Raw genomic sequence first — 22,849 nt, forward strand, 5'->3', positions numbered from 1 at the left:
CACAACCCACGGGGTCGCGCAAGCCAGATCGGGTCGCGCGTGCCCTTGGTGTCTTCAGATGATCGACTGGATCCAGCGGGTGATTTCGGCTGCGGGCAACGCGCCCGAGATTCGGCCCAGCTCCTTGCCTTCCTTGAAGACCGCCATCGTGGGGATGCTGCGGATGTTGTAGGGGGCTGCGGCCTGAGGATGGGCCTCGGTGTCGAGCTTCGCGAGCTGTGCCTGTGTCTTGAGCGTGTTCGCGGCCTGCTCAAAGGCCGGGGCCATCATGCGGCAGGGGCCGCACCACGGGGCCCAGAAATCGACGACCACGGGGAACTGGCTGCGGCCTATGTGTTTTGCGAAACTGGTGTCGTCAAGCACCACGGGATGGCCGGTCACCAGCGGCTGATGGCAGTTGCCGCAGTTGGCTTCGCCGCCGAGCTGGTCGGCTGCGATGCGGTTGGTGGTGTGGCAGTGCGGGCAGACGATGTGCAGTTTGTTGTCGGACATGGAAGAACTCTTTTCTCGTGGGGCTGCGTGGACATGCGGCCAAGCGTGCCGCATTGATGCGAAGCAGGTGAGGACAGGCGCACACAATTCAAGCGTCTTACAGGCCAGCGGCATCAGGACCTACATTCCCCGGCACGCGCGACTTGCTATGGTGAAAGGAATGCACGGGCTTCCCAGGCTGACACTCAGCCATGCACTCTTCCTGGATTTTGACGGTACGCTGGTAGACATCGCATCTCAGCCGGACGCCGTGCGGGTGCAGGAAGGCACGGTGCAAGCGCTTGCAGTGCTGAACCAGTCGCTGCAGGGTGCGCTGGCCATCGTCACCGGTCGCACGCTTGCCGACATCGACTACTACCTCGCGCCGCTGAAACTCACGGTGGCGAGCGAACACGGCGCGCACCTGCGCCTTGCGGGCGAAGCGGCATCATCCACGCCCGAGGCAAGCGTCGCGCTGGACGCTGCGGCGCAGCGGCTCGCGCATGCGCTGCTCGAGTACCCCGATCTTTTGCTGGAGACCAAGACATCGGGGCTCGCGCTGCACTACCGCAATGCGCCCCTGCTTGAACCGGTATGCAGCGCGTTGATGAGCGAATTGGCCCGCGAGCTGCCCGGCATGGAGTTGCTGCGCGGCAAATGCGTGCTGGAACTCAAGCCCGCCGGCAAGGACAAGGGCCGCGCGGTGCTCGAACTGATGCGGCTGCCGACGTTTGCCGGGCGCACGCCGATCTTCGTCGGCGACGACATCACCGACGAAGCCGCCTTCACCGCCGTGCAGCAATCGAGAGGCATCGGCGTGAAGATCGGCGCTGGCGAAAGCCATGCGCTCGAGCGCTGCGAATCGCCAGCGCAAGTGTGTGAATGGCTGCGCATCTCTTCAGGAGCAATCACCAGATGACCGATTCCAGCACCGCGCGCTTTGGCGCATCGGCCCCGCCTTCGCTGCATCTTGGCGTGATCGGCAACTGCTCGATCAGCGCACTCGTGGACACGCAGGGTGACATCGTGTGGAGCTGTTTTCCGCGCTTTGACGGCGATCCGGTTTTCAACGCGCTGCTACAACCGGGCGAGGCGGGAAGCCGCTTCGCGATCGAGCTTGAAGACCTCGCGAGCACGCAGCAATGGTATGAACCGAAGACTGCGGTGCTGCGCACCCTGCTCACCGACCGCAGCGGCAACAGCCTGGAGATCACCGATTTCGCGCCACGCTTTCATTCGCGCTCGCGCTTTTTCCGACCCGTGATGCTGGTGCGCAGAATCAGGCCACTGCAAGGCGCACCACGCATTCGCGTGCGCCTGAAACTGCGATTCGACTGGGGCAAGACCGAACCGGCCATCACGCGCGGCAGCAACCATGTGCGCTATGTCGGACCGCAATGGGCGCTGCGCCTGAACACCGATGCTCCGGTGTCGTATGTGCTTGAGGAGCAGCCATTCCTGCTGACGCGAGAGCTGCACTTCATGCTCGGCGCGGACGAGTCGCTAGCCACCGGCATTGCCGATACCGTGCGCCAGTTCGAGCACGAAACCATCGCCTACTGGCGCAAGTGGAGCCAGAGCCTGTCGATTCCGCTGGAGTGGCAGGACGCGGTGATCCGTGCGGCCATCACGCTCAAGCTGTCGCTGTATGAAGAGACCGGTGCCATCGTCGCGGCCATGACCACCAGCATTCCCGAATCGCCCCACAGCGGGCGCAACTGGGACTACCGCTACTGCTGGCTGCGTGACGCGTTCTTCGTGGTGCGCGCGCTCAACAGCCTGTCGGAGACCGGCACGATGGAGGACTACCTGCGCTGGCTGTCCAACATCGTCGTCGAGGCCAACACCGGCCACATCCAGCCGCTCTACGGCATCGGTCTTGAAAACCAGTTGCCCGAAATCGTCATGGATCACATCGACGGGTATCGCGGCATGGGCCCGGTGCGCGTGGGCAATCAGGCGGCCGAACATTTCCAGCACGACGTCTACGGCAACATCGTGCTCGGTGCCGCGCAGGCGTTTCACGACCGGCGCCTGCTGCATCCGGCGGGCGATGCGGAGTTCCAGTACCTCGAACGCATCGGCGAGCAGGCAATACGCGTGTACGGCCAGCCCGACGCCGGCATGTGGGAGCTGCGCACCCGCGCGCGCATACACACCTCCTCCGCGCTGATGAGCTGGGCCGCGTGCGACCGGCTGGCCAAGATTGCCGTGCACCTGGGGCAGCCCGAACGCGCGCACTACTGGAGCGGCCACGCGGCGCGCATGCGCGAGGAAATCCTCACGCGTTCGTGGAGCGAAACGCGCCAAGCCTTCGCCGAGAGTTTCGAGGGCAGCGAACTCGATGCGAGCGTGCTGCTGATGAGCGAGGTCGGACTGATCGACGCACGCGATCCGCGTTTCGTGAGCACCGTGGACGCGCTCGAGAAAAACCTCTGCGATGGCCCGTTCATGCGCCGCTACGAGGCTGCGGATGATTTCGGCAAACCCGAGACCTCGTTCAACATCTGCACGTTCTGGCGTATCGATGCGCTCGCGCGCATCGGCCGCAAGGAGCAGGCACGCGAAATCTTCGAAGCCATGCTGGCCGCCCGCAATCCGCTCGGCCTGTTGTCCGAAGACACGCATTCGACAACCCGCGAGATGTGGGGCAACTTTCCTCAGACCTATTCGATGGTGGGCGTGATCAACGCGGCCATCGCCCTATCCCGACCGTGGAGCAGCGTGATCTGATGAGCCGCCTCGTCGTCGTATCCAACCGCCTAGCCGATCCGCGCAAACCCGCGGCGGGAGGGCTGGCCGTGGCCCTGGGCGAATCGCTTCAGGAGAGCGGCGGCCTCTGGTTCGGCTGGAGCGGCAATGTGATCGACGAAGCGCCCACGGGCGGCGGCGAGGTGCACACGCGCAGCTCCGGCAATGTCACGCTCGCCACCATCGATCTGGGGCGGGACGACTACGAGACCTACTACGAGGGCTATTCCAACAGCGTGCTGTGGCCGGTGTTCCACTACCGGCTCGATCTTGCGGATTTCAACACCCGCTATCTCGCCGGTTATCGGCGCGTGAACGCACTGTTCGCGCGCCAGCTCCGCCCGATGCTGCGTGACGACGACATCATCTGGGTGCACGACTACCACCTGATTCCGCTCGCGGCCGAGTTGCGGGCGCTTGGATGCCGGCAGCGCATCGGCTTCTTCCTGCACGTGCCGCTGCCGCCCTCGCTGATTCTTGCGGCGATTCCGCAGCACGAGTGGCTGATGCGTTCGCTGTTCGCCTACGACCTCGTCGGCCTGCAAAGCGAAGCCGATGTGAATCACTGCATGCGCTACATGACGACCGAAACCGGGGCCACGTTGCAGCCCGATCAGCGGGTTTCGGTGGCGGGCGCGAGCGTGCAGATCATGGCGTTTCCGATCGGCATCGACGTGGAGGAGTTCCGGCAACTGGGCCGCTCGAGCGAAGCCCAGAATACCTACGAGCGCCTTCGCAGCGAATACTCACGCCGACAGTTGCTGCTGGGTATCGACCGGCTCGACTATTCCAAGGGCATACCGCAGCGCGTGCGCGCGTTTCGCGAACTGCTCGAGCGCTATCCCGACAACGTCAGGAGCGCGACGCTGCTGATGATTGCATCGCCGAGCCGCGACGCGGTGAACGCCTATGCCGATCTGCGCCAGGAACTCGAAGGACTGTGCGGCGCCATCAACGGCGATTTCGGTGACATCGAATGGATGCCGGTGCGCTACATCCACCGCACCGTGGCGCGCAAGCGCGTGCCGGGCCTGTGCCGTGCGTCGCGCGTGGCGCTGGTCACGCCGCTGCGTGACGGCATGAATCTGGTCGCAAAGGAGTACGTGGTCGCGCAGGACCCCGATGATCCCGGCGTGCTCGTGCTTTCGCGTTTTGCGGGTGCGGCCGAGCAGCTCAGGGACGCGCTGCTCGTCAATCCCTACGACACCCAGGGCATGGCGGAGGGGATTCAGATCGCGCTGCACATGCCGCTCGAAGAACGTCGGCGCAGACACCGCGCCCTGCTCGAAAACGTGGAACGCTTTGACATCCACTGGTGGCGTGAATCGTTTCTGCGCGCGCTTCAGCGGTCGTCGCAAACAAGCGCCAGCGCCGCATAGTCGCCGACCTTGTCGGCGAGTCCCGCAGCACGCAATTCCAGCCCATGGGTGAGCGCCGGAAAATAGCGGTGTAGCTCGCGCTCCAGGCGCGGCAGCAGCATCGTCGAATGATTGAGAAACACCGAGCCACCGAGGCTGATGCGCTGAAGATCGAGCGTGGCGGTGAGGTTGTAGAGCAGCCTTCCCATGATCTCGCACAGCCGCTGGACGGCGGCGTCGGCTTGCGCATCGCCGCCCGCCGCCGCAGCCATCAGGCTCGCGGCATCCCGGCCGATGCGATGCTCGAGCGAGCCGCCCGCAATCATCGATTCCACGTCGCCGCGATTGCCGCAGCCGCAGACCGCTGCCGGATCGCCATCGACCACGAAACTGTGGCCCGCATGTCCCGCGTTGCCGTTCTTGCCGCGCAGCACCCGTCCATCGACGCACAGCCCGACGCCGACACCCGTGCTCCAGGTGACGTAGGCGCAGTTATCCGAGCCCTTGAGCGCACCCCAGCGGCGCTCCGCCACAAGTGCGGCGACCGCATCATTGGCGATGCGCACCCGGCCCAACGCGGCGCGCAGCGGCGCTTCGAGCGGGATATGCGTCCATGCATTGCCGATGCCGCGCGGCGAACCGGCCAGGCCGCCGCAGATGTTGGGATTCGCGACTTCGATGCCATCGTCGATCAGCACAAACGGGCCGCAACTCGACACGCCGGTCGCAACCAGCGACGAGCGCTCGATGCCGACGCGGGCGCAGGCGGTGTCGATCAGCGCCAGCACCTGACGCGCAAGCGCGTCCACCTCGCCGGTCTTCACCGTGGGTTCGACCACGCGCACGGCCATCGGCGCGGGCAGGTCTCCCGACGACGCATCATCCACCAGACTCACGGCCACCTTGGTGCCGCCGATATCCACGCAGGCTTTCATGCCAATCCTCAGAATCTCTCGATTTCCACCGATCTTGCCGCATGCACGCGGCGCTGGCTGTAGGACTCGGAGGGCAATTGCCGCGCCTGCTTCGGAGCACTCATCAGAGCAACACGCCGGGCTTCTCGCCGTGCTCGTACACCACGTGCGCACGTCCGACGATCAGGGGATCGAGCTTGCCCACCTGTTCGAGGTCGCGGCTCGCGTACGAGAGCTTGTGCAGCACGTAGCGCAGCGCATTGAGCCGTGCGCGCTTCTTGCAGTTGCTCTTGATGACCGTCCACGGCGAATCGGCGGTATCGGTCTCGAAAAACATGGCTTCCTTTGCGCGCGTGTAGTCGTCCCATTTGTCGAGCGAGGCCATGTCGATGGGACTGAGTTTCCATTGCTTGAGCGGGTGCGCCTTGCGCTCCTTGAAACGGCGACGCTGCTCCTCGCGGCTGACGCTGAACCAGAACTTGATGAGAAAGACGCCGCTGCGCACCAGATGGCGTTCGAATTCCGGCACCTGGCGCATGAACTCGGCGTATTCCTCGGGTGTGCAAAAGCCCATCACCCGCTCGACGCCCGCGCGGTTGTACCAACTGCGGTCCAGCAGCACGATTTCGCCGCGCGTCGGAAGGTGCTGCACATAGCGCTGAAAGTACCATTGCCCCTGCTCGGTCGGCGTCGGCTTTTCGAGCGCCACCACGCGTGCGCCGCGCGGATTCAGGTGTTCCATGAACCGCTTGATGGTGCCGCCCTTGCCCGCCGCATCGCGCCCCTCGAAGAGGATGACCACGCGCTGCCCGGTCTCCCTCACCCATGCCTGCAGCTTGAGCAGTTCCACCTGCAGCCGGAATTTCTCGCGCTCATAGACCGAACGGCGCATGAGATTCAGGTAGGGATAGGCACCCTCGCGCCAGCCGGGCGCAAGCTCTTCATCGGGGTTGCCCTTGGGCGTGCCGTTCTTTTCTTCGCGGGTCCACAGCGCCTGGCGCAGCGCGCGGCGATCATCCTCTGAAGCTCCGTCGAGCAGCGCGCGCAAGGCGCTCGCGCGTTCGCCCGCTGCGCCGCCCGCGTCGATCAACCCACGCGCCACCTCGGTGAATTCCGTCTGCCGCGCGCTGCCCGCTTCGCGCGCCACATGGCGTGCCAGCGCTTGCGGCTCGAGCGATGGCGGCACGTCTCCAAGCGCTGCGGCCCGCACGGGCCTTTCCCCGGTCGCGCGGCGAGCGGTAGCCTGGACGGTTTTCTGGGTGACCCGTGGGGTTCTCGTCATCGTCGAATCCTCGTGGAAGTGGAAGTGCAAAGCCTTTGACTTTGCTACCGCCTCCACGAGGCCCGCTTGAGCCAACGCAACGCCGCAAGGGCGGCACGCACGGCCCCGCGCGAACACGTTCAGGCGATCACATCCAGCGCGATCATCAGATGTAGCGCGCGAGAAGACTCAGCAATCCGCTCAGCACCAGCGTGCTCGCAAGCGGTATGAACCAGTCGCGCCCAAACAGGCGAAAGCGGAAATCGCCCGGCAGTCGCCCCAGCCCGAGCTTGCGCAGCCCCGGCATGAGTCCGTTGAGCAGCACCAGCGCGAGAAACACGACGATTACCCAGCGGATCATCTTCAGGCCTCTTTCTTCATCACAGCCGGTGCGTGCGGTCACCGTGAGAGAAGCCCATCGCCAGCCAGCCCTCGCCGGTGCCGAGCATCAGCACCTTGAACAGCTCGCCCATCTCGTGCTCCATCACGAGCTTGGCGGCCTGCGAGCGCTGTCGTTGCTCGCGCTTTTCCATCTCCCTGGCGATGCCGCAGTTGAGCAGAAAATGCGCCTGGTTCGTGTAGCCCAGCACCTGCAGGCCCGCGTCCTGCGCAGCCAGCGCCATGCCCGTGAAGTTGACGTGCGCGGTGATGTCCTTGAGGCCGACATCGACCAGCGGATCGAAATCCACCTGATGCGCGCGGTGGCACACCAGCGTGCCCATGTGGCGCTGCGGATGAAAGAACTCGGCCTCGGGAAAACCGTAGTCGATGAAGATCGCCGCGCCACGCTGGAGCCGGTCCGCAATCGTCCGGATGAACGCCTCACCCTGTGGCTGCAATTCCGTCAGGTAGTCCTGCGGGCCAGGCACGTCGACCGGTGGGCGCAGATCGGTGGGCCGGTCCTCCCAGGCAAAGCTGCCGTCCGCCGCCAGCGCCACGCCGCGCTCGTGCCACACGCCGTCCTGCTCGCCGCCCTTGCGGAACACGAGTTGAACCGGCATCGCGTCGAGCACCTCGTTGCCCACGATCACGCCCTCGATAGACTCCGGCAGTTGATCGACCCACGCCACCTGATCGCCGAACGCGCCAAGCGTCTGCTGCTGGCGCGCCCGCAAGCTGCCCGACAGATCGACGATGGTGTAGCGCCGCACGCGGCTGCCGAGCGCCTCCAGCAATTGTTTGGCCAGCGCGCCGGTGCCCGCGCCGAACTCCCAGACCTCATGCGTGCCCGAGCTGTCCAGCGCCTCGCGCACCTGCTGGGCCAGCGCCCAGCCGAAGAGCGGCGAGAGTTCGGGCGCCGTCACGAAGTCGCTGCCCGACTGCGGCATCGTGCCGAATTTGGCCGTGCCATTGGCGTAGTAGCCGAGCCCGGGCGTATACAGCGCCAGTTCCATGAAGCGGTCAAACGGCAGCCAGCCATCCGCCGCGCGAATGGCCTGTTCGATGTGCTGCTTGAGCGCCGTCGTTAAACTGGCGGAATCTATTGATGATGAGTTCACACCCCCGATTGTCCCCAATGCCTCATTCCACGAGATCACCCCGGCCTCGCACCGTGCTCGTCACCGGCGCGGCCAAGCGCCTGGGGCGTGAGATTGCGCTTGCGCTGGCGGCCTCGGGCTGGCAGGTCGCCGTGCACTACCGCTCGTCCGAGAGCGACGCCATCGCCACCGAGGCAGAATGCGCGGCGCTGTCCGGCCACAGCGCCCGTTTTGCCGCGAATTTCGAGGACGAAGCCGAAGTGCGCGCCCTGCTGCCCCGCGTGATCGCGCATTTTGGCGATGTGGATGCGGTGGTCAACAGCGCATCGCTGTTTGAGCACGACAACGTGCAGACCTTCGGCTACGCACGGCTCGATCAGCACCTGCGCAGCAACACCGGCGCGCCCATCGTGCTGGCGCAAAGCCTGCACGCGCACCTGCGGGCACGCGCAGACGGCGGCGAGCCCGACGTCCAGGGCGTCATCGTGAATCTGCTCGACCAGAAGCTCTGGAACCAGAACCCCGATTTTCTGAGCTACACGCTCTCCAAGGCCGCGCTCGAAGCCGCCGGCACCATGCTCGCCCTTGCGCTGGCACCGCTCGTGCGCGTGGTCGGCGTGGCGCCCGGCCTCACGATAACGAGCCACATGCTCGAAGGCGAGAAATTCGAGCAACTGCACCGCCTGAGCCCGCTCGGCCGTTCCTCCACGCCCGCCGACGTGGCCGCGACGGTGCAGTTCGCGCTGACCAACCGCTCGATCACCGGCACCACGCTGCTCGTGGATGGCGGTCAGCACCTGATGCGCTTCGAGCGCGATTTTTCGCTCATGTGAGCACGGCCGCGCCGCTCCCCCTTTTGCCCTCCGGAACCTCCTCACCATGCACAACGCCGCTGGTACCCAGATACTGACTTTGACGGGTTTGCGCTTCGACGCCAACCTCGGAATCCTCGCTCATGAGAAAATCGCACCCCAGCCGATCCAGGTGGATGCCGAGCTGAATCTGGGCACCCAGGCCCTCACCCCGCGCGACGACGACATCCTGCATGTGCTGGACTACCGCAAGGTACGCCAGATCATCATCGACGAGTGCCGCAGCGATCACGTGAACCTGCTGGAAAGCCTGATCGGCAAGCTCGCCCAACGCCTGATGCAACTGCCCGGCGTGCTGGGCGTGCGCGTCAAGATCGCGAAACTTGAAATTTTTGACGACTGCGAAGTAGCCATTCGCGTCGAGACCGGACAGTGGTGACCCCATGAACGCTATTACTGACAACCCGTGGATTGCCGAAGAGGCCGCAGCCGAGGCGCAAGCCGAAAGCCAGGCAGGCAGGATCAAGATCGAGCGCGAGCAGATCAAGCTCGAAAAACGCCTGTGCCGCGAGGTCGGCCGTGCCATCACCGACTTCAACATGATCGAGGAAGGCGACAAGGTCATGGTCTGCATGTCCGGCGGCAAGGACAGTTACACGCTGCTCGACATCCTGCGCAAGCTGCAAAAGCGCGCGCCGGTGAAGTTCGATCTCGTGGCCGTCAACCTCGACCAGAAGCAGCCCGGCTTTCCCGATCACATCCTGCCCGACTACTTCAAGAGCATCGGCGTCGACTACCACATCGAAACCCAGGACACCTACAGCGTCGTCAAGCGCGTGATCCCCGAGGGCAAGACCACCTGCGGCCTGTGCTCACGCCTGCGTCGGGCGATTCTGTACTCGGTGGCCGACAAGCTCGGCTGCACCAAGGTGGCGCTCGGCCACCACCGCGACGACATCGTGCAGACGCTGATGCTCAACATGTTCTACGGTGGCCGCATGAAGGGCATGCCGCCCAAGCTCGTCTCGGACGACGGCAAGCATGTGGTGATCCGCCCGATGGCCTACGTGCCCGAGAAGGACACCATCCGCTGGGCGCAATACCAGCAGTTCCCGATCATCCCGTGCAACCTCTGCGGCAGCCAGGACGGCCTGCAACGTGTGGCCGTGGGCGAGATGCTGCGCGAGTGGGACAAGAAATTCCCGGGCCGCATCGAGAGCATGTTCCGGGCAATGGGCAACATCGTGACCACGCACATGATGGACCCCGAACTGCACGACTTCAAGAACGCCAGGGCCACCGGCATTGCCGATCCCGACGGCGACATGGCGTTCGACCCTGAGGAAATGCCGGTTGCGCCCGCATTTGCGGGCGGTGTCCAGGTCGTGCAGCTTTCCTGAGAACTTGACAGGCTTTTGGGAATCCAACAGTCTATGCCGGGTTGAGATGGGTTCCTGATTGAAACCGTCTCGAATTGGACTGTCTGGATCACTGTCATGACCTATTTGCTGCGGCGCGTTCGCCTTTCGTTCTTTTTCGGCCTGTTCACGGCCCTGCTGCTGGTCGGCTGCTCCACCACGAGGCAGGTCGAGAGCAATGTGAACAGCTACTCCACTCTCTCGGCACTGCCCAGCCCGCCCACCTATCGGCTCGAGCGCCTGCCCTCGCAGGCCGCCAATGCGGTGCGCTTTGACGCCATCGAATCGCAGGCTCAGCAGGCGCTCGCCAACTTCGGGCTACAGCGCGACGACAGCAACGCCACTCTGGTGCTGCAACTCGGCGCCGAGGCCGGTTTCGTGCCGAATCCGTACTGGGGCCCGGCCTATGGCTACCCCTACTGGGGAGGCGCTCCGTTCTATGGCCGCATGGGCTTTGGTTTCGGACGCGGCGGCGGTTGGGGAGTCGGCATGGGCGGCGCGTGGATGATGGACACGCCGACGCCGCTCTACCACCGCAAGGTCAGCCTGATCCTGCGCGACGCCAGCACGCAGAAAATCGTGTATGAAACGTCCGCCGTGTATGAAGATGTCTGGACCGACGACCCCGCCATCTACGGCGTGCTGTTCAACCAGGCACTGGCGGGCTTCCCGACGCCGCCGCAAGGCACACGCGTGTTGAGAACCCTGGTGGACAAGCAGACCACCCGACCCGTGCCCGCAGCAGGCTCGGTGTCGACTTCGGCACCAGCGCCAGCACCGGCGCCTGCCGCGCGCTGACCGCTCTGGCGGCAAGCAGCAAGCGAACATTCCGCAACATCTTGACCAACATCAATTTGCAAAGTTCAACATTTGCGCGCATTTCATCGTGCTAAGGTCAATGCAATATGACCGGCGATCCAGCTGGCAAGGGCTTGACGCCCACTTCAACCATTGACCACCGCTCCAACCGTTTCTCAAAGGACCTTCGGATGAAGAAGAAGAACCACATCGCATCTTCCGCACTGCTTTGCGCCCTGCTCGTCGGCGCGGCCTTCAACGCGCACGCGGCCGGTTACGGCGATGCGCTCAAGGGCGCGATGGGCAGCGCGGGCGATTCGGCGGCGCTTTCTTCGCTCGGACTGTCAGGCTCCGGCACGGCAACCAACGCGGCAGGCGTGATCACCTACTGCATGAAGAACAACTACCTGAACGCGGACAAGGCGGCGGCCGTCAAGGACCAACTGCTCGGGAAAATCGGCCTCGGCCCAAAGGAAGAACCCAAGGACGAAGGCTATCTGAGCGGCCTCTCCGGCATGGTGACCGGCAAGGACGGCAAGACCTTCAGCCTCGACAAGGTCAAGGGCAGCATCAAGGAAAAAGCCTGCGACTTCGTGCTCGACAACGCCAAGTCGCTGCTTTGATTCTTTTGCATGTGCCAGGAGCCGATGCAGTCCCACCCGACCGCATCGGCTTTTTTTGATTCGCGCGGCGCTACGGTGCCACCGGCAAGTCACCCTTTCTTGTTTTCTGCGCCAGCCCCTACGACAACCGTTTCCCATCCGCATGCACGCCACCCGCATCATCGCCATTCGCCACGGAGAAACCGCCTGGAATGTGGACACCCGTATTCAGGGCCATCTCGACATTCCGCTCAACGACATGGGTGAATGGCAGGCGCAGCAAGCCGCCAACGCGCTCGCCCATGAAAGCGTCGATGCCGTCTACAGCAGCGATCTGCTGCGTGCCTTTGCCACGGCGCAGGCGATTGCCCAACGCACGGGCGCACCGCTGATCGCGAACGAGCAACTGCGCGAGCGCAGCTTCGGCGATTTTCAGGGACGCACCTTCGCCCAGATCGAAGCCGAATCGCCCGAAGACGCGCTGCGCTGGCGCAAACGCGATCCCGAGTTCAGCCCCGCGGGCGGCGGAGAGTCGCTCAGCATGCTGCGCGAGCGCATCGACAAAACCGTCAACGAGCTGGCAAGCCGGCACCCCGATGAACAGATCGTGCTCGTCGCGCACGGCGGCGTGATGGACGTGCTGTACCGGCTCGCCACCAAGCTCGACCTGCGCGCGCCGCGCACCTGGGAGCTGACCAACGCAGCCATCAACCGCCTGCTCTGGACCCCCGACAGCGGCCTCACGCTCGTGGGCTGGGCCGACACCGGACATCTGAATCAGCAAAGCCGCGATGAAATCCATTCCTGAGTACCTGCAGCAACTGCAAGGCAAATCGGTAGACCAGATCGAGACGCCGGCCCTCGTCATCGACCTTGACGCCATGGATCGCAACATCCAGCGCATGGCCGAATTCACGCGCAAGCACCGCGTGCGCTGGCGTCCACACGCCAAGCTGCACAAGAGCGCCGACATTGCGCTGCTGCTGGAGCAGGCCGGTGCCATCGGCCACTGCGTGCAAAAGCTCTCCGAGGCCGAAGTGCTGGCCTCGCTCGGCGTGAACAACCTCTACATCAGCAACGAGATCATCGCGCCGTCCAAGCTGCGCCGCGTGGCCCAGCTTGCACAGCAACTCAACGCGCGCGGCGGCAGACTCGCCATCGCGGTCGATTCGGAAATCGGCGTCGAGCTGCTGGCGCGTTCGCTTCGCGACCTGGCGGGCAACGACATCATCGACGTGTTCGTGGACATCGACGTCGGCCATGGACGCTGCGGCGTAGCGCCCGGCGAGCCCGCGGTGGCGCTGGCCCAGGCCATCACGGAACACGCGTCATTGCGCTTTGCGGGCCTGCATGCATATCACGGCCGCGCTCAGCACTTTCGCAGCATCGCGGAGCGGCGTCAGGCGATTGCACAGGTCATCGAGGCGGTCGAGCGCACACGCAGGCTGATCGTCCAATCGGGCCTGCAAGTGCATCTCGTCACCGGCTCGGGCACCGGCACGCTGATCCACGAGGCCGCAAGCGGCGTCTACGGCGAGCTACAGGCGGGTTCGTTTTTATTCATGGACGCGGACTACGCGCAGAACGAACGCGACCCGGCGCAACCCGCATTCGAACACGCCCTGTTCATCAAGGCACAGGTGATCTCGGCCGATGACCGGCACGCCGTCTGCGACGCGGGCCACAAGAGCCACGCCATCGACTCGGGGCTGCCCACGGTTCATGCGACCGATGATTCAACGCAACTGACATTCGCCAACGGCGGCGACGAACACGGCCTGCTCCACCCCGACAACCCCGACCACTGGGTGCCCGCGCTCGGCAGCACCGTCTGGCTGATCCCGGACACTGCGACCCCACGGTCAACCTGCACGACTACATGATCGGCGTGCGCGGCGGACTCAAACACGGATTCGTGGAAAGTCTGGTTCGTGTGGATGCGCGGGGCGCGTTGCGCTAGTCTTACTGCGTCATAAAAATCAAGGCTTTGACCGGTACCACCAGTGAGTATCAAAGCGCTGGTCCTGTCCTTGCCGCAGCAGGCGTTTGAGACGATCACTTGGCGTGAGGGCACCAACGTGTCATTGACGGACGATTCGCCTTACGCATGCGCCATGCCGGTAGCTGACTGTCTGTAAGGTTGTCATCGTTATGAAATGTCTCGTCGTAATCGCTCATCCTGTTACTGACAGTTTGTGTCATAGCTTGGCTCAGTTTGCCATTGCTGCTTTGAATGCCAAAGGTCATGAAGTGATTGTCGAGGATCTCTACGAGTCCCGTTTTTCACCGGCACTGACTACCAAAGAACGGCAAAGCTACTACAGTCCTGAGTTCGATGCTACTGCAACCCAAGGGCAGATTGATCGCTTGCTATCTGCTGAAATGCTGGTACTAATTTTTCCCACTTGGTGGTTTGGCTTTCCAGCAATGCTCAAGGGGTGGTTTGATCGCGTCTGGGCTCCCGGAGTTGCATATGACCATGCCACCGACCTAGGGCCAATCAAGCCTCGACTCCAGAACCTGCGGCATGCTTTGGCAATCACATCGCTGGGCTCGCCATGGTGGGTGGACCGTCTGTTGCTTTGGCAACCGGTTAGACGAGTATTGAAAACCGCACTATTGGGGACTTGCGCCCCCAATGCCGTTTTAGTATGTTATCGCTCTATAAAGCTGAATCGGTCACGCAGAGCCGAGTGCAATCATATTGCAATCGTATTCAGCGCACACTTTCCACATGGCCACGCAAGTAGTCGATATGCGAATGACATGCGAACTAAATAAAAACCAGCCTAAAGCCTGTTCACACAACGCACGGGAATCAGGTTGCGCGACCCCGTGGGTTGCATGAACAGCCCCAATTGAACTGACCTCAAGAAGTTGGACAGTTGAAATTTAGAGGCTCAAGGTCTGAGTTCGGTACTGCACCAGACTCAGACCTTTTAGTTTGAGCTTCAGCCGATGTGCTGGAACACCGCGAGTCCAAGTTGAGCCAATTACGCAGGCCGACTGGTCTTGATCCCCTGCGTTGCCGCCCATGCGCCGATGTCGTCGCGCCGGATCGCGGCCGCCATGAGCTGCGGAAAGGCGTCCGGCGTGCAGGCGAACGAGGGCACGCCGAGCGCGGCGAGTTTGCTGGCGAGTTGCGCGTCGTAGGCTGACGCGCCTTCGTCGCTGAGCGCGAGCAGTGTGATGAACTGCACGCCCGATTCCACGAGTTCGTGGGCGCGGCGCAAAAGCCCTGCTTCCACGCCGCCTTCGTAGAGGTCGGAGATCAGCACCAGAATCGTGTTGCGCGGCTCACGGATCAGGCTCTGGCAATAGCCGACCGCGCCATTGATGTCGGTGCCGCCGCCAAGCTGCACGCCGAACAGCACCTCGACCGGATCGTCGAGCTTTTCCGTCATGTCGACCACCGCCGTGTCGAACACCACCATCTTGGTCGCCACTGCGGGCAGGCTGGCCATCACCGCGCCGAAGATGCTGGAATAGACGACCGAGTTCGCCATCGAGCCACTCTGGTCGATGCACAGCACCACCTCGCGCTGCGGCTTGCGTGACTTGCGACCGTAGCCGATCAGCGTCTCGGGCACGATGGTGCGGTATTCGGGTTGCCAGTGGCGCAGGTTCGCGCGGATCGTGCGGTGCCAGTCGATCTCGGAATGGCGTGGACGGCGGTTGCGCTGGCTGCGGTCGAGCGCGCCACTGACCGCGCTGCGCATCGGCTCTTCGAGTTTTCGCATGAGTTCATCCACGACCTTCTGCACCACCGCACGAGCGGTGGCCTTGGTGCTTTGGGGAATCACGCTCGAGAGCGAAATCAGGTCCGCCACCAGGTGGACGTCGGCCTGCACGCTCTCGAGCATTTCGGGCTGGAGCATGAGCTGGCGAAGATTCAGCCGCTCCATCGCATCGCGCTGCATGACCTGCACGACCGAACTCGGGAAATACCGGCGGATGTCACCGAGCCAGCGCGAGACGTTGGGCGAGGAATTGCCGAGTCCGCCGCGACGCGGGCCGTCCTCGCGCTGTGGCTGCTCGTAGAGCGCGGCCAACGCCTGATCGACATCGCGAATGCCGCCCGCAAGCGCGCCGCAACTTGCGTCGGCAGGCTCTCCGAGCACCAGACGCCAGCGCTGCAAACGGTCTGTGGGCGGCAGGTCTTCGAGTCTGGTGAGCGGCTCTGCGCTCGCGTCGGACTGATCGGTCTTTTTTGTGCGTGCCATGGGGTCACGTTCCTTTCATTCAGCGCTCGGAGGCCACGCCCCAGAGCGTGCGCAGCGTCGGCAGCACCAGTGAGGCGCGTTTGGCGTCGAGCGCGGTGGCGCCGCCAGTGCCTGCGCCGGTGGGACCGACGACCGCCGCCGCGCCAGCGCCGCTGGACTGGCCACGCACCGCGCGCGAGCCCAGTTGCTGGCGTTCGGCGCGGCTGAAGTCCGCAAAGCTGCGGCGAACCAGCGGCAGCACCTGCAGGAACTGCGCCTCGCCCAACTGCGCGAGCCACGCATCGACCGCGCCCCAGATCGCATCGTCGTGCAGCAGCACCAGCGCCTGGCGGTTGAGAAAACCCTCTAGCCACGCGGCCGCATCGACCGGAGCAACGCCGAGCGACAGGTTGTGCGCGAACTGCTGGCCGATGCGCTGCTCGTCCCAGATCTTCGCGTCGAGCAGCAGGCGCGTCGCCATGCCACGCAGCAGCGCGGCGCAGGTATCGGCCTCGGCCATCACCTGCAGGGCGCGTTGCCAGGCCTCGGTGGTTTCCGCAAAGTCGCGCAGGCCGATGGCATCGTCGGCCAGCAGCGCCAGCTTCTGCACGCCTCGGGCCGCCTCTTCGTCCAGCGACAGGCAGGCATTCGGCAGGCCAATCGCCGCGCGCAGCACCAGTTGGTCGATCACGCCGGCCAGCAGCGTGCTGTCGGTCTGCCGCACGCTGCCGTAGCGGTAGACGTTGGCGAGCGCGGGCAACGCGCGCAGCAGTTGTTGCACATCGCCGGTGATCGCGGCGCGTGCCGAGACCTCGTTCATGAGCCGTTCGACCAACGGCGGCAATTGCGCGAGCAGCGCATCGTCGATGGCCTCGGCGATTTCGGGCAATGTGGTCTGCGGTGTGAGCGACTGCAGCACGCGCGTGGCCGCCGCCGTCTCCACCGTCGATCCGAAACGGCTTGACTCGATCAGCCTGACCACGAGTTCCGGCTGCCATTGCAGATCCCAGCTCTCGCGGAAGGTGCCGCGGTTACGCTGTTGGTCGGCAGCGCGCGTGCCCCAGTGAATGCCGAGCAGGCGCAGCCGATGCAGCAGGTGGCTGCGTGCGAGATCGGTGTCCTTGCGCAGGTCGAGCGCGACGATCTTCGATGCCGCCTCGGGCTTCAGGCGCAGGGTCTTCTGCTGCTGCTCCAGATCGCGCTGCAGGGGCACCAGCGGCACGTCGGGCGGGACGCTGCCCAGCACGTCGCCGATCACCAGCGCGTCCTGGATCAACCGGAGCGGCGCGGACTCGCCCATGCAGATGACGGTGCGCACCGCCTCGTGCAGTTCGGGCAGTCCCGGTTCGGTCTGCGCGCGCAGCGCCGCAAGACCTTCGGCCAGTCGCGTGGCCTCGATGATGTGGGCGCTCGAGCAATCGAGATCATGGCTGCGCAGCAGCTGCGCCACGCGCGCAAGCCAGGCCGCCGCGCGGCTCGGCCGGATGAAGCGCGGGCCCGGTTCGGTGTCCGTTGGGTCGGCCAGCGCGTTCGTGCGCCACAAGTGCGCATACCAGCCGGGGGAGTCCACACCCGCGCCGTAGCCGCTGGCGCTTGCGAGATTGCGATGCGTCCAGGGCGCCCACGTGGCCTGCACCTTGAGCCTGGGAAGTCCCTTGAGCGTGGCCGCATCGGCCTTCGCCGTCGTGGCTGCCTGTAGCGCGGGCACATGCCAAGCGCCGCAGATCACCGCGATGCGCTGGAATCCGGCCCTCGCGGCTTCGCGCATCGTCTGGCGCATCGTGGCCTCGCGGCGCTCCTCGCGCAGCGCGTATCTTTCACCGCGCAGGCCGTTGGGAAGTTCCTCGCGCAAGGCCGTCATCGCCATGCCCACGGCCTCGAACACCGCACTGTCGCCGCCGCGCTCCTCCACCAGCCGGTTCCACCATGTTTCGCCGTCGGCAAAGCCCGCCGCCTCGGCCAGCGCATCGAGCGGATCACGCGCGTAGCGCTGATCGGGGTGCGGCGCTCCGGACCCGGCCAGGACGGCTTCATCGCCCTCGGCCACATCTTCCGGCGGCGCTGCCGTTTCGTTTTTTTCCGGCTCGGCCAGCTCGGCTTCGCGCGAGGCTTGCGCCTCCTTGTCGAGCGCCATTTCGGTGGCCTGCGGCAGGTCCATGAAGCGCACCGGTAGCCCGCGCTGCACGGCCCAGCGCATCGCAACCCATTCGGGCGAGAACTCGGCGAGCGGGAAGAACGAGGCGCGACTCGGCTCGTCCTGGCTGTAGACCAGCATCGCGACCGGCGGCTGCAATTGCTGCTCGGCGACCGCGGGCAGCAGCGTCTCGCATTCGGCTGGGCCTTCGATCAGCAGCGCGTCGGGTTGCAGCGCCTCCAGCGCCCCGAGCAGGCTGCGCGCGCTGCCGGGCCCGTGGTGGCGAATGCCAAAGAAATGAAACGGCAAACTGGATTCGGCCATGCGTCAACTCATGTGTGAAGAACCATCGGGACGGGAAAAGGCGGGCTCAGATCTGCTCGCGGCAGGCGCGATACAGGTCCTTCCATTCCGCGCGCTCCTTCACCACGGTCTCGAGATACTCCTTCCACACCACAGTGTCCTGCACCGGGTCCTTGACCACCGCGCCGAGCAGCCCCGAAGCCACGTCGCCCGCACGCATCACGCCATCGCCAAAGTGCCCGGCCAGCGCCATGCCGCTGTTGATCACCGAGATTGCTTCCGCCGTGGAAAGTGTGGACGTGGGCGACTTAACGCGCACGCTCTTGCCGTCCTCGGTCTGGCCGCTACGCAGCTCGCGGAAGATCTGCACCACGCGCCTGATTTCCTCCAGCGCCGGTGGCTCGGCGGGCAGCGCGAGCGCGCGGCCCATCTCGCCCACGCGTTTCATCACGATCTGCACCTCCTCTGCCTCGCTCGCGGGCACCGGCAACACCACCGTGTTGAAGCGGCGCTTGAGCGCGCTGGACAACTCGTTCACGCCCTTGTCGCGATTGTTCGCGGTGGCGATCACCGAGAAGCCCTGGACCGCCTGCACCTCGCTTTCAAGCTCCGGCACGGGCAGCGTCTTTTCCGACAGCACGGTGATCAGCGTGTCCTGCACGTCGGCGGGAATGCGCGTGAGTTCCTCGATGCGAGCGATCTGGCCGCGCTTCATCGCATTGACCATGGGGCTCGGAATCAGCGCCTTTTCCGAGGGGCCGTGCGCGAGCAACTGCGCGTAGTTCCAGCCGTATCGCAACTGCTCCTCGCTCGTTCCTGCCGTGCCCTGCACCAGCAGCGTGGAGTCACCGCTCACCGCCGCCGCGAGATGCTCCGACACCCATGATTTGGCCGTACCCGGCACGCCATAGAGCAGCAGCGCGCGGTCGGTGGCGAGCGTCGCCACCGCGATCTCCATCAGCCGTGCATTGCCGATGTACTTCGGTGAAATCTCGACGCCGTTTTGCAGCGTTCCACCCATCAGGTATTGCAGCACGGCCCAGGGCGAGAGTTTCCAGTTGGGCGGACGCGCGCGGTCATCGACCTGCGACAGCGCGTCCAGCTCGTGCGCGAATTGTTGCTCTGCATGTTGGCGAAGAACCTGGCTCATGGTGTGAAGCTCTCTGTGGGCAAATGGATGGATGGAAGAAAGGATGGATGGACTACGTTGAAATTGCGCAAAGCGTCTGGCGTATGCCCGCAATCGTGCGCACGCGCTGCCAGACTTGGTCATAGCTTTGGGCCTGTGCCTGCGCATCGGCCGCGTTCACCGCGCTGCTCGCCTTGTCGATGATGGCCAGCAATCCGGGCAGGCTTTGCGGAGCCAGCCACAGCGCGGCGCTGACCAGGGCCTGCGAGAGCGTATGGCGAACGCTCCAGTCCCGATTTGTGGCCGTCTGGTCGTGGGTCTGCGCGATGGCGACCACGAGCGCATCGGACAGCGTGCGGTGCAGATGATCGGCTGGCCGCATCAGCTCGCCCATGCGCACCAGCAGCTCGAACACGAGCTTCGGCGCGGCCTCCAGGCGCTGTTGCCAGTAGGCCTCGCGCTCGGTCTGCGTCATCGCGTTCAGCAGCACGTTGAGGCTTTCGCGCGCGTGCGGGTTTCCCTGCATCGAGGTCAGCAACTGCAGCCAGTCGCGACCCGGCGCGCGCGCGGCGGCTTCGAGCAAGCCGTCCCGGATCGGGCGCTGCCACTCGGTCTTGCCGGTCCATGCAAAAAGCGCCTCGGGCGTCATGTCGAGATGACGGGTCCACCAGTCAGGCGGGGTCATGCGCGTGAGCTGGTACAGCCACCACGCCCGCTCGCCGCCCTTGAAGAAACCATGGGGCTTGATGGCGATGCCATCGCGCGGCCAGTCGGCGTTTTCCTTCTCGGGCGGTTCGATGGTCCAGCCAGCCTTCTCTCCGTCGCGCCTGAGCAGTGGCTCGACCCAGGCGATCACGCGTTGCGCATGCGCGCTTTCGGGCAAGGCCGAGAGTTGCTCTGCCGCCAGTTGTCGCACCTCGCCGCTGCGGTCGGTGAGCAGTCGCTCGAGCAGCGCCTCGTCGTCCATCGACAGGCGTTCATTCAGCACTTCGAGCATCGCCAGACGCTCCTTCGCGCCAAGCTCCTTGAGCGCGGCTTCGAAGCGTTCGCGCGCTGCCGCCGGACTCCGCGCGCGCTCGTTGCGCAGCACGGCCAGGCGCTGCTCGAACGCACCTTCGAGCCAGAGCTTCTCGGGATCGGCCTGCTGGTCCGCGCCCGCCGCATATTTCCACGCGGGATTCTGCTCAGCGAGCCACAGGCCGCGTGCCCCAGCACCGCCAGCAGGTCTTCGCGCAGCGCGGTGCTGCGCGCGCCCGCATCGAGCGCCGCAGGCAACAGCGTGAACGGCAGCCGCAGGCCCGCACGCGCAAGCAGATTCCAGCTCTGACAGATCAGGTCTGCGGAGCCCTCGCGCAGCGCCGCACTCAGGGCTTCGATCACGCTGGCGTCGGTGGGCGCGGCGAGCGCGTCATCGGGCGCGACCGATAGATCCGGCGCCGTGCCGCATGCGGCTGGCAGATGGCCCGCGCGCCCAAGCAATCCCGCCGCACCCGCAGCGCGCAGCAGTTGCACACTCGCGCGATGCGCACCCTTGGGTGCCGGTGCGGCCTCGTTCGCATCGCGCAGCAGCGCCAGCAAGGCATCGGGCCATTGCGGATCAAAGGCCTCCAGCCGCTGCGTGCCCACCAGCGCCTGTTGCATCAGGGCCTGTTCGTCGAGCCGCATTTCCTCACTCATTGCACCTCTCCCGGCAAGGACCAGAGCAGTGACGCAGCGTCCCCTGCCGCAACCGCATTCCACACGCCAAGCAGGCGCCAGCGCTCGTCACTCCATTCGCCCATCGCCAGCACCGGCCGCCCACCACTCGCCGCGAGCAACGCCCAGCCCTCGGCTTCCGGCAGATCGAGCCGCAACATGCGCCGCACCACGCCCTCCGTGGTCGTCGCGATCCAGTGCCTGCCCTCCACGCGGTGAATGCTCACATCTCGCAGCATCAGTGGCTGGAGACTCTGAAACGGATTGCCGGCCAGCCGCTCGGCCAGATCGCGCCAGCTCTGCGCGGCTTCGCCGTGGGCCAGCAGGCTTTCGGCACGCGCATGACCGGCGTCGAGCAATTGGCTGTCATCGGCGGCCATCGCGCGCAACGGCGCGCCTCCCGGATAGAAATGCAGGCTCGCGGCGTAGCTGCGGCCTGCGATCCAGGCGCGCTCGTAGCCACGCCCGCCGTGGGCATAGTCCTGCAACAGCGCAAAGCGCTGCGTCTGCTCGCCCCAGAGCCACATGCGGCGCTCCACGAGCCGCCCCTGGCCCTCGATCTGGCTGCCGCCCAGCACCAGCCAGCGGTCGGTGACGGCAGGTGTCGCGGCCAGTAGCTCCGCCTTGTCCTGATTCCAGCCGATCGCGCTCATCAGGTCATCGAGCATCGCAGGCGGCAGTTGATCGCGCCGTGCCGCGGCATCAAGCAGCAATTGCCATTGCCCGAGATGCGCGAGAACCAGCGCGGGCCAATCGTCGCGCGGACCGGCGACGTCGAGCAATTGCATGACGCGCGCCGCCATGCCCGGAGCCTGCGCGTCCACCAATCGTGCCGCAAGGTTCTGCCAGGTCTGGCGGGTGGCCTGCTCGCCAAGGTTCAGCGTGGCGAGGCCCTGACGCAGCATGTCCTGCATCCACAGCGACAGTTCCGCAAGACCTCCGTCCACGCGGCTCCAGCGCTTAGCCTGGCGCTTGGCGGCCCCTTCGGGATCGGGCAGAGTTGTGGCTACTGCGGCGGCCTTGGCTTCCTTCTTGTCCGCGCGGTCACGTCGCGAATGAAGCCACTCGCTGACCCACTCGGGCCGTGTGTCGGACGTGGCGACCTTCCCCGCCGTGCGCAGCAGCAACAGGGCCAGCCCGTGCTTGCACGGAAACTTGCGGCTCGGGCAACTGCATTTGAACGACGGACCGCTCAGGTCCACCTGCGTTTGATAGGGCTTGCTGCCGCTGCCCTGGCATTCGCCCCAGACCGCCGAGTCGTCGCAGCCGAGCGTCGGCCATTGGGCGGGAGACTTCAGACCTTGCGCGGCCTTGGTTGAGGAAGCATCCGGGGAAAGCCCCAAAACTTCGGCTTCACTGGTGAGCACGTACGACCTTCTCCGTTCCCTGACGGTGGTTGTTGGCAATGACTTATGGGGGATTTATACCAAAGCCTCGATGACATTCATGGGTGGACGTTTGCCCTGCTGCGCATGCGGGATTCAGGGTAGACGCCAGTGTCGCGCCGAATCGGGCCATCGACA

General features: G+C 65.0%; 19 protein-coding genes and 2 pseudogenes. 11 read left to right on the plus strand and 10 right to left on the minus strand.

The genetic code is table 11. The annotated features are described in order from the left end of the window. Positions 1-54 precede the first annotated feature (54 nt). Entirely contained in the window at positions 55-492 is a 438-nt protein-coding gene (gene trxC / locus H9K75_RS09250; RefSeq protein ID WP_187725549.1) for a thioredoxin TrxC, read from the minus strand. A 160-nt stretch (positions 493-652) separates the two neighbouring features. Between trxC and otsB the strand changes: the two genes are divergently transcribed. The 3 genes from otsB to otsA are packed head-to-tail and all read left to right on the plus strand — an operon-like array spanning position 653 to position 4,601. Next, a complete protein-coding gene (gene otsB, locus H9K75_RS09255) occupies positions 653-1,390 on the plus strand; it encodes a trehalose-phosphatase (protein WP_187725550.1) in 738 nt (245 codons plus the stop codon). After that, positions 1,387-3,204 (plus strand): glycoside hydrolase family 15 protein, encoded by a 1,818-nt coding sequence (locus tag H9K75_RS09260; RefSeq protein WP_187725551.1) that lies wholly within the window; start codon positions 1,387-1,389, stop codon positions 3,202-3,204. Before otsB ends, H9K75_RS09260 begins: the two co-directional genes overlap by 4 nt. Continuing rightward, on the plus strand, positions 3,204-4,601 hold the full coding sequence (gene otsA, locus H9K75_RS09265) for an alpha,alpha-trehalose-phosphate synthase (UDP-forming) (RefSeq protein ID WP_187725977.1): 1,398 nt from the start codon (positions 3,204-3,206) through the stop codon (positions 4,599-4,601). Before H9K75_RS09260 ends, otsA begins: the two co-directional genes overlap by 1 nt. Here the strand turns inward: otsA and H9K75_RS09270 are convergent. From H9K75_RS09270 to H9K75_RS09285, 4 genes are all read right to left on the minus strand, one after another. Beyond that, complete coding sequence (locus tag H9K75_RS09270; protein ID WP_187725552.1) at positions 4,565-5,515, minus strand: ROK family protein; 951 nt, start codon at positions 5,513-5,515, stop codon at positions 4,565-4,567. The two genes, otsA and H9K75_RS09270, sit on opposite strands and share 37 nt — an antisense overlap. A 103-nt stretch (positions 5,516-5,618) precedes the next feature. Then, positions 5,619-6,776: a polyphosphate kinase 2 gene (gene ppk2 / locus H9K75_RS09275; protein WP_187725553.1), complete on the minus strand. Its 1,158-nt coding sequence runs from the start codon at positions 6,774-6,776 to the stop codon at positions 5,619-5,621. A gap of 145 nt (positions 6,777-6,921) precedes the next feature. Then, a complete protein-coding gene (locus H9K75_RS09280) occupies positions 6,922-7,116 on the minus strand; it encodes a DUF2905 domain-containing protein (RefSeq protein WP_187725554.1) in 195 nt (64 codons plus the stop codon). A 19-nt stretch (positions 7,117-7,135) separates the two neighbouring features. Next, positions 7,136-8,263: a class I SAM-dependent methyltransferase gene (locus tag H9K75_RS09285; protein ID WP_226858706.1), complete on the minus strand. Its 1,128-nt coding sequence runs from the start codon at positions 8,261-8,263 to the stop codon at positions 7,136-7,138. An 8-nt stretch (positions 8,264-8,271) separates the two neighbouring features. Here H9K75_RS09285 and H9K75_RS09290 point away from each other — a divergent pair, with 8 nt between their 5' ends. The 8 genes and pseudogenes from H9K75_RS09290 (at position 8,272) to H9K75_RS09325 (ending at position 14,644) form a co-directional block, all read left to right on the plus strand. After that, positions 8,272-9,066, plus strand: a complete 795-nt coding sequence (locus H9K75_RS09290; RefSeq protein ID WP_187725555.1) for an SDR family oxidoreductase — start codon at positions 8,272-8,274, stop codon at positions 9,064-9,066. A 46-nt stretch (positions 9,067-9,112) separates the two neighbouring features. Further along, the gene (locus tag H9K75_RS09295) at positions 9,113-9,484 is read left to right on the plus strand and encodes a dihydroneopterin aldolase (protein WP_187725556.1); all 372 of its coding nucleotides are present in this window, start codon (positions 9,113-9,115) and stop codon (positions 9,482-9,484) included. Positions 9,485-9,488: 4 nt separating this feature from the next. After that, a complete protein-coding gene (ttcA, locus tag H9K75_RS09300; RefSeq protein ID WP_187725557.1) occupies positions 9,489-10,445 on the plus strand; it encodes a tRNA 2-thiocytidine(32) synthetase TtcA in 957 nt (318 codons plus the stop codon). 96 nt (positions 10,446-10,541) lie between these two features. After that, complete coding sequence (locus H9K75_RS09305) at positions 10,542-11,261, plus strand: DUF4136 domain-containing protein (protein WP_187725558.1); 720 nt, start codon at positions 10,542-10,544, stop codon at positions 11,259-11,261. A 191-nt stretch (positions 11,262-11,452) separates the two neighbouring features. Further along, the gene (locus H9K75_RS09310) at positions 11,453-11,884 is read left to right on the plus strand and encodes a DUF2501 domain-containing protein (RefSeq protein WP_187725559.1); all 432 of its coding nucleotides are present in this window, start codon (positions 11,453-11,455) and stop codon (positions 11,882-11,884) included. A 142-nt stretch (positions 11,885-12,026) separates the two neighbouring features. Beyond that, on the plus strand, positions 12,027-12,671 hold the full coding sequence (locus H9K75_RS09315) for a histidine phosphatase family protein (RefSeq protein ID WP_187725560.1): 645 nt from the start codon (positions 12,027-12,029) through the stop codon (positions 12,669-12,671). Next, positions 12,655-13,823: pseudogene (locus tag H9K75_RS09320) on the plus strand (DSD1 family PLP-dependent enzyme). Before H9K75_RS09315 ends, H9K75_RS09320 begins: the two are co-directional and overlap by 17 nt. 245 nt (positions 13,824-14,068) lie before the next feature. Beyond that, the gene (locus H9K75_RS09325; protein ID WP_264294002.1) at positions 14,069-14,644 is read left to right on the plus strand and encodes an NAD(P)H-dependent oxidoreductase; all 576 of its coding nucleotides are present in this window, start codon (positions 14,069-14,071) and stop codon (positions 14,642-14,644) included. 212 nt (positions 14,645-14,856) lie between these two features. Here the strand turns inward: H9K75_RS09325 and H9K75_RS09330 are convergent, their stop codons facing one another. The 5 genes and pseudogenes from H9K75_RS09330 to H9K75_RS09355 form a co-directional block, all read right to left on the minus strand. Then, positions 14,857-16,086: a VWA domain-containing protein gene (locus tag H9K75_RS09330; RefSeq protein WP_187725561.1), complete on the minus strand. Its 1,230-nt coding sequence runs from the start codon at positions 16,084-16,086 to the stop codon at positions 14,857-14,859. Positions 16,087-16,105: 19 nt separating this feature from the next. Further along, entirely contained in the window at positions 16,106-18,523 is a 2,418-nt protein-coding gene (locus H9K75_RS09335) for a DUF5682 family protein (RefSeq protein WP_187725562.1), read from the minus strand. A gap of 46 nt (positions 18,524-18,569) precedes the next feature. Next, positions 18,570-19,652 carry an ATP-binding protein gene (locus H9K75_RS09340; RefSeq protein WP_187725563.1) on the minus strand — a complete coding sequence of 361 codons (1,083 nt, stop codon included), beginning with the start codon at positions 19,650-19,652 and terminating at the stop codon, positions 18,570-18,572. A gap of 52 nt (positions 19,653-19,704) precedes the next feature. After that, a pseudogene (locus H9K75_RS09345) lies at positions 19,705-21,308 on the minus strand (DUF5691 domain-containing protein). Further along, positions 21,305-22,693: an SWIM zinc finger family protein gene (locus H9K75_RS09355; RefSeq protein ID WP_187725566.1), complete on the minus strand. Its 1,389-nt coding sequence runs from the start codon at positions 22,691-22,693 to the stop codon at positions 21,305-21,307. The pseudogene H9K75_RS09345 and the gene H9K75_RS09355 overlap by 4 nt, the downstream one beginning before the upstream one ends. Positions 22,694-22,849: the final 156 nt, after the last annotated feature.

The sequence above is a fragment of the Diaphorobacter aerolatus genome (assembly GCF_014489535.1).
GTDB lineage: Bacteria > Pseudomonadota > Gammaproteobacteria > Burkholderiales > Burkholderiaceae_C > Diaphorobacter_A > Diaphorobacter_A aerolatus.

Bases quoted from the DNA above. Each gene is read 5' to 3' on its own strand.
- trxC (WP_187725549.1), bottom strand. From the start codon at position 492: ATGTCCGACAACAAACTGCACATCGTCTGCCCGCACTGCCACACCACC.
- otsB (WP_187725550.1), top strand. From the start codon at position 653: ATGCACGGGCTTCCCAGGCTGACACTCAGCCATGCACTCTTCCTGGAT.
- H9K75_RS09260 (WP_187725551.1), top strand. From the start codon at position 1,387: ATGACCGATTCCAGCACCGCGCGCTTTGGCGCATCGGCCCCGCCTTCG.
- otsA (WP_187725977.1), top strand. From the start codon at position 3,204: ATGAGCCGCCTCGTCGTCGTATCCAACCGCCTAGCCGATCCGCGCAAA.
- H9K75_RS09270 (WP_187725552.1), bottom strand. From the start codon at position 5,515: ATGAAAGCCTGCGTGGATATCGGCGGCACCAAGGTGGCCGTGAGTCTG.
- ppk2 (WP_187725553.1), bottom strand. From the start codon at position 6,776: ATGACGAGAACCCCACGGGTCACCCAGAAAACCGTCCAGGCTACCGCT.
- H9K75_RS09280 (WP_187725554.1), bottom strand. From the start codon at position 7,116: ATGATCCGCTGGGTAATCGTCGTGTTTCTCGCGCTGGTGCTGCTCAAC.
- H9K75_RS09290 (WP_187725555.1), top strand. From the start codon at position 8,272: ATGCCTCATTCCACGAGATCACCCCGGCCTCGCACCGTGCTCGTCACC.
- H9K75_RS09295 (WP_187725556.1), top strand. From the start codon at position 9,113: ATGCACAACGCCGCTGGTACCCAGATACTGACTTTGACGGGTTTGCGC.
- ttcA (WP_187725557.1), top strand. From the start codon at position 9,489: ATGAACGCTATTACTGACAACCCGTGGATTGCCGAAGAGGCCGCAGCC.
- H9K75_RS09305 (WP_187725558.1), top strand. From the start codon at position 10,542: ATGACCTATTTGCTGCGGCGCGTTCGCCTTTCGTTCTTTTTCGGCCTG.
- H9K75_RS09310 (WP_187725559.1), top strand. From the start codon at position 11,453: ATGAAGAAGAAGAACCACATCGCATCTTCCGCACTGCTTTGCGCCCTG.
- H9K75_RS09315 (WP_187725560.1), top strand. From the start codon at position 12,027: ATGCACGCCACCCGCATCATCGCCATTCGCCACGGAGAAACCGCCTGG.
- H9K75_RS09330 (WP_187725561.1), bottom strand. From the start codon at position 16,086: ATGGCACGCACAAAAAAGACCGATCAGTCCGACGCGAGCGCAGAGCCG.
- H9K75_RS09335 (WP_187725562.1), bottom strand. From the start codon at position 18,523: ATGGCCGAATCCAGTTTGCCGTTTCATTTCTTTGGCATTCGCCACCAC.
- H9K75_RS09340 (WP_187725563.1), bottom strand. From the start codon at position 19,652: ATGAGCCAGGTTCTTCGCCAACATGCAGAGCAACAATTCGCGCACGAG.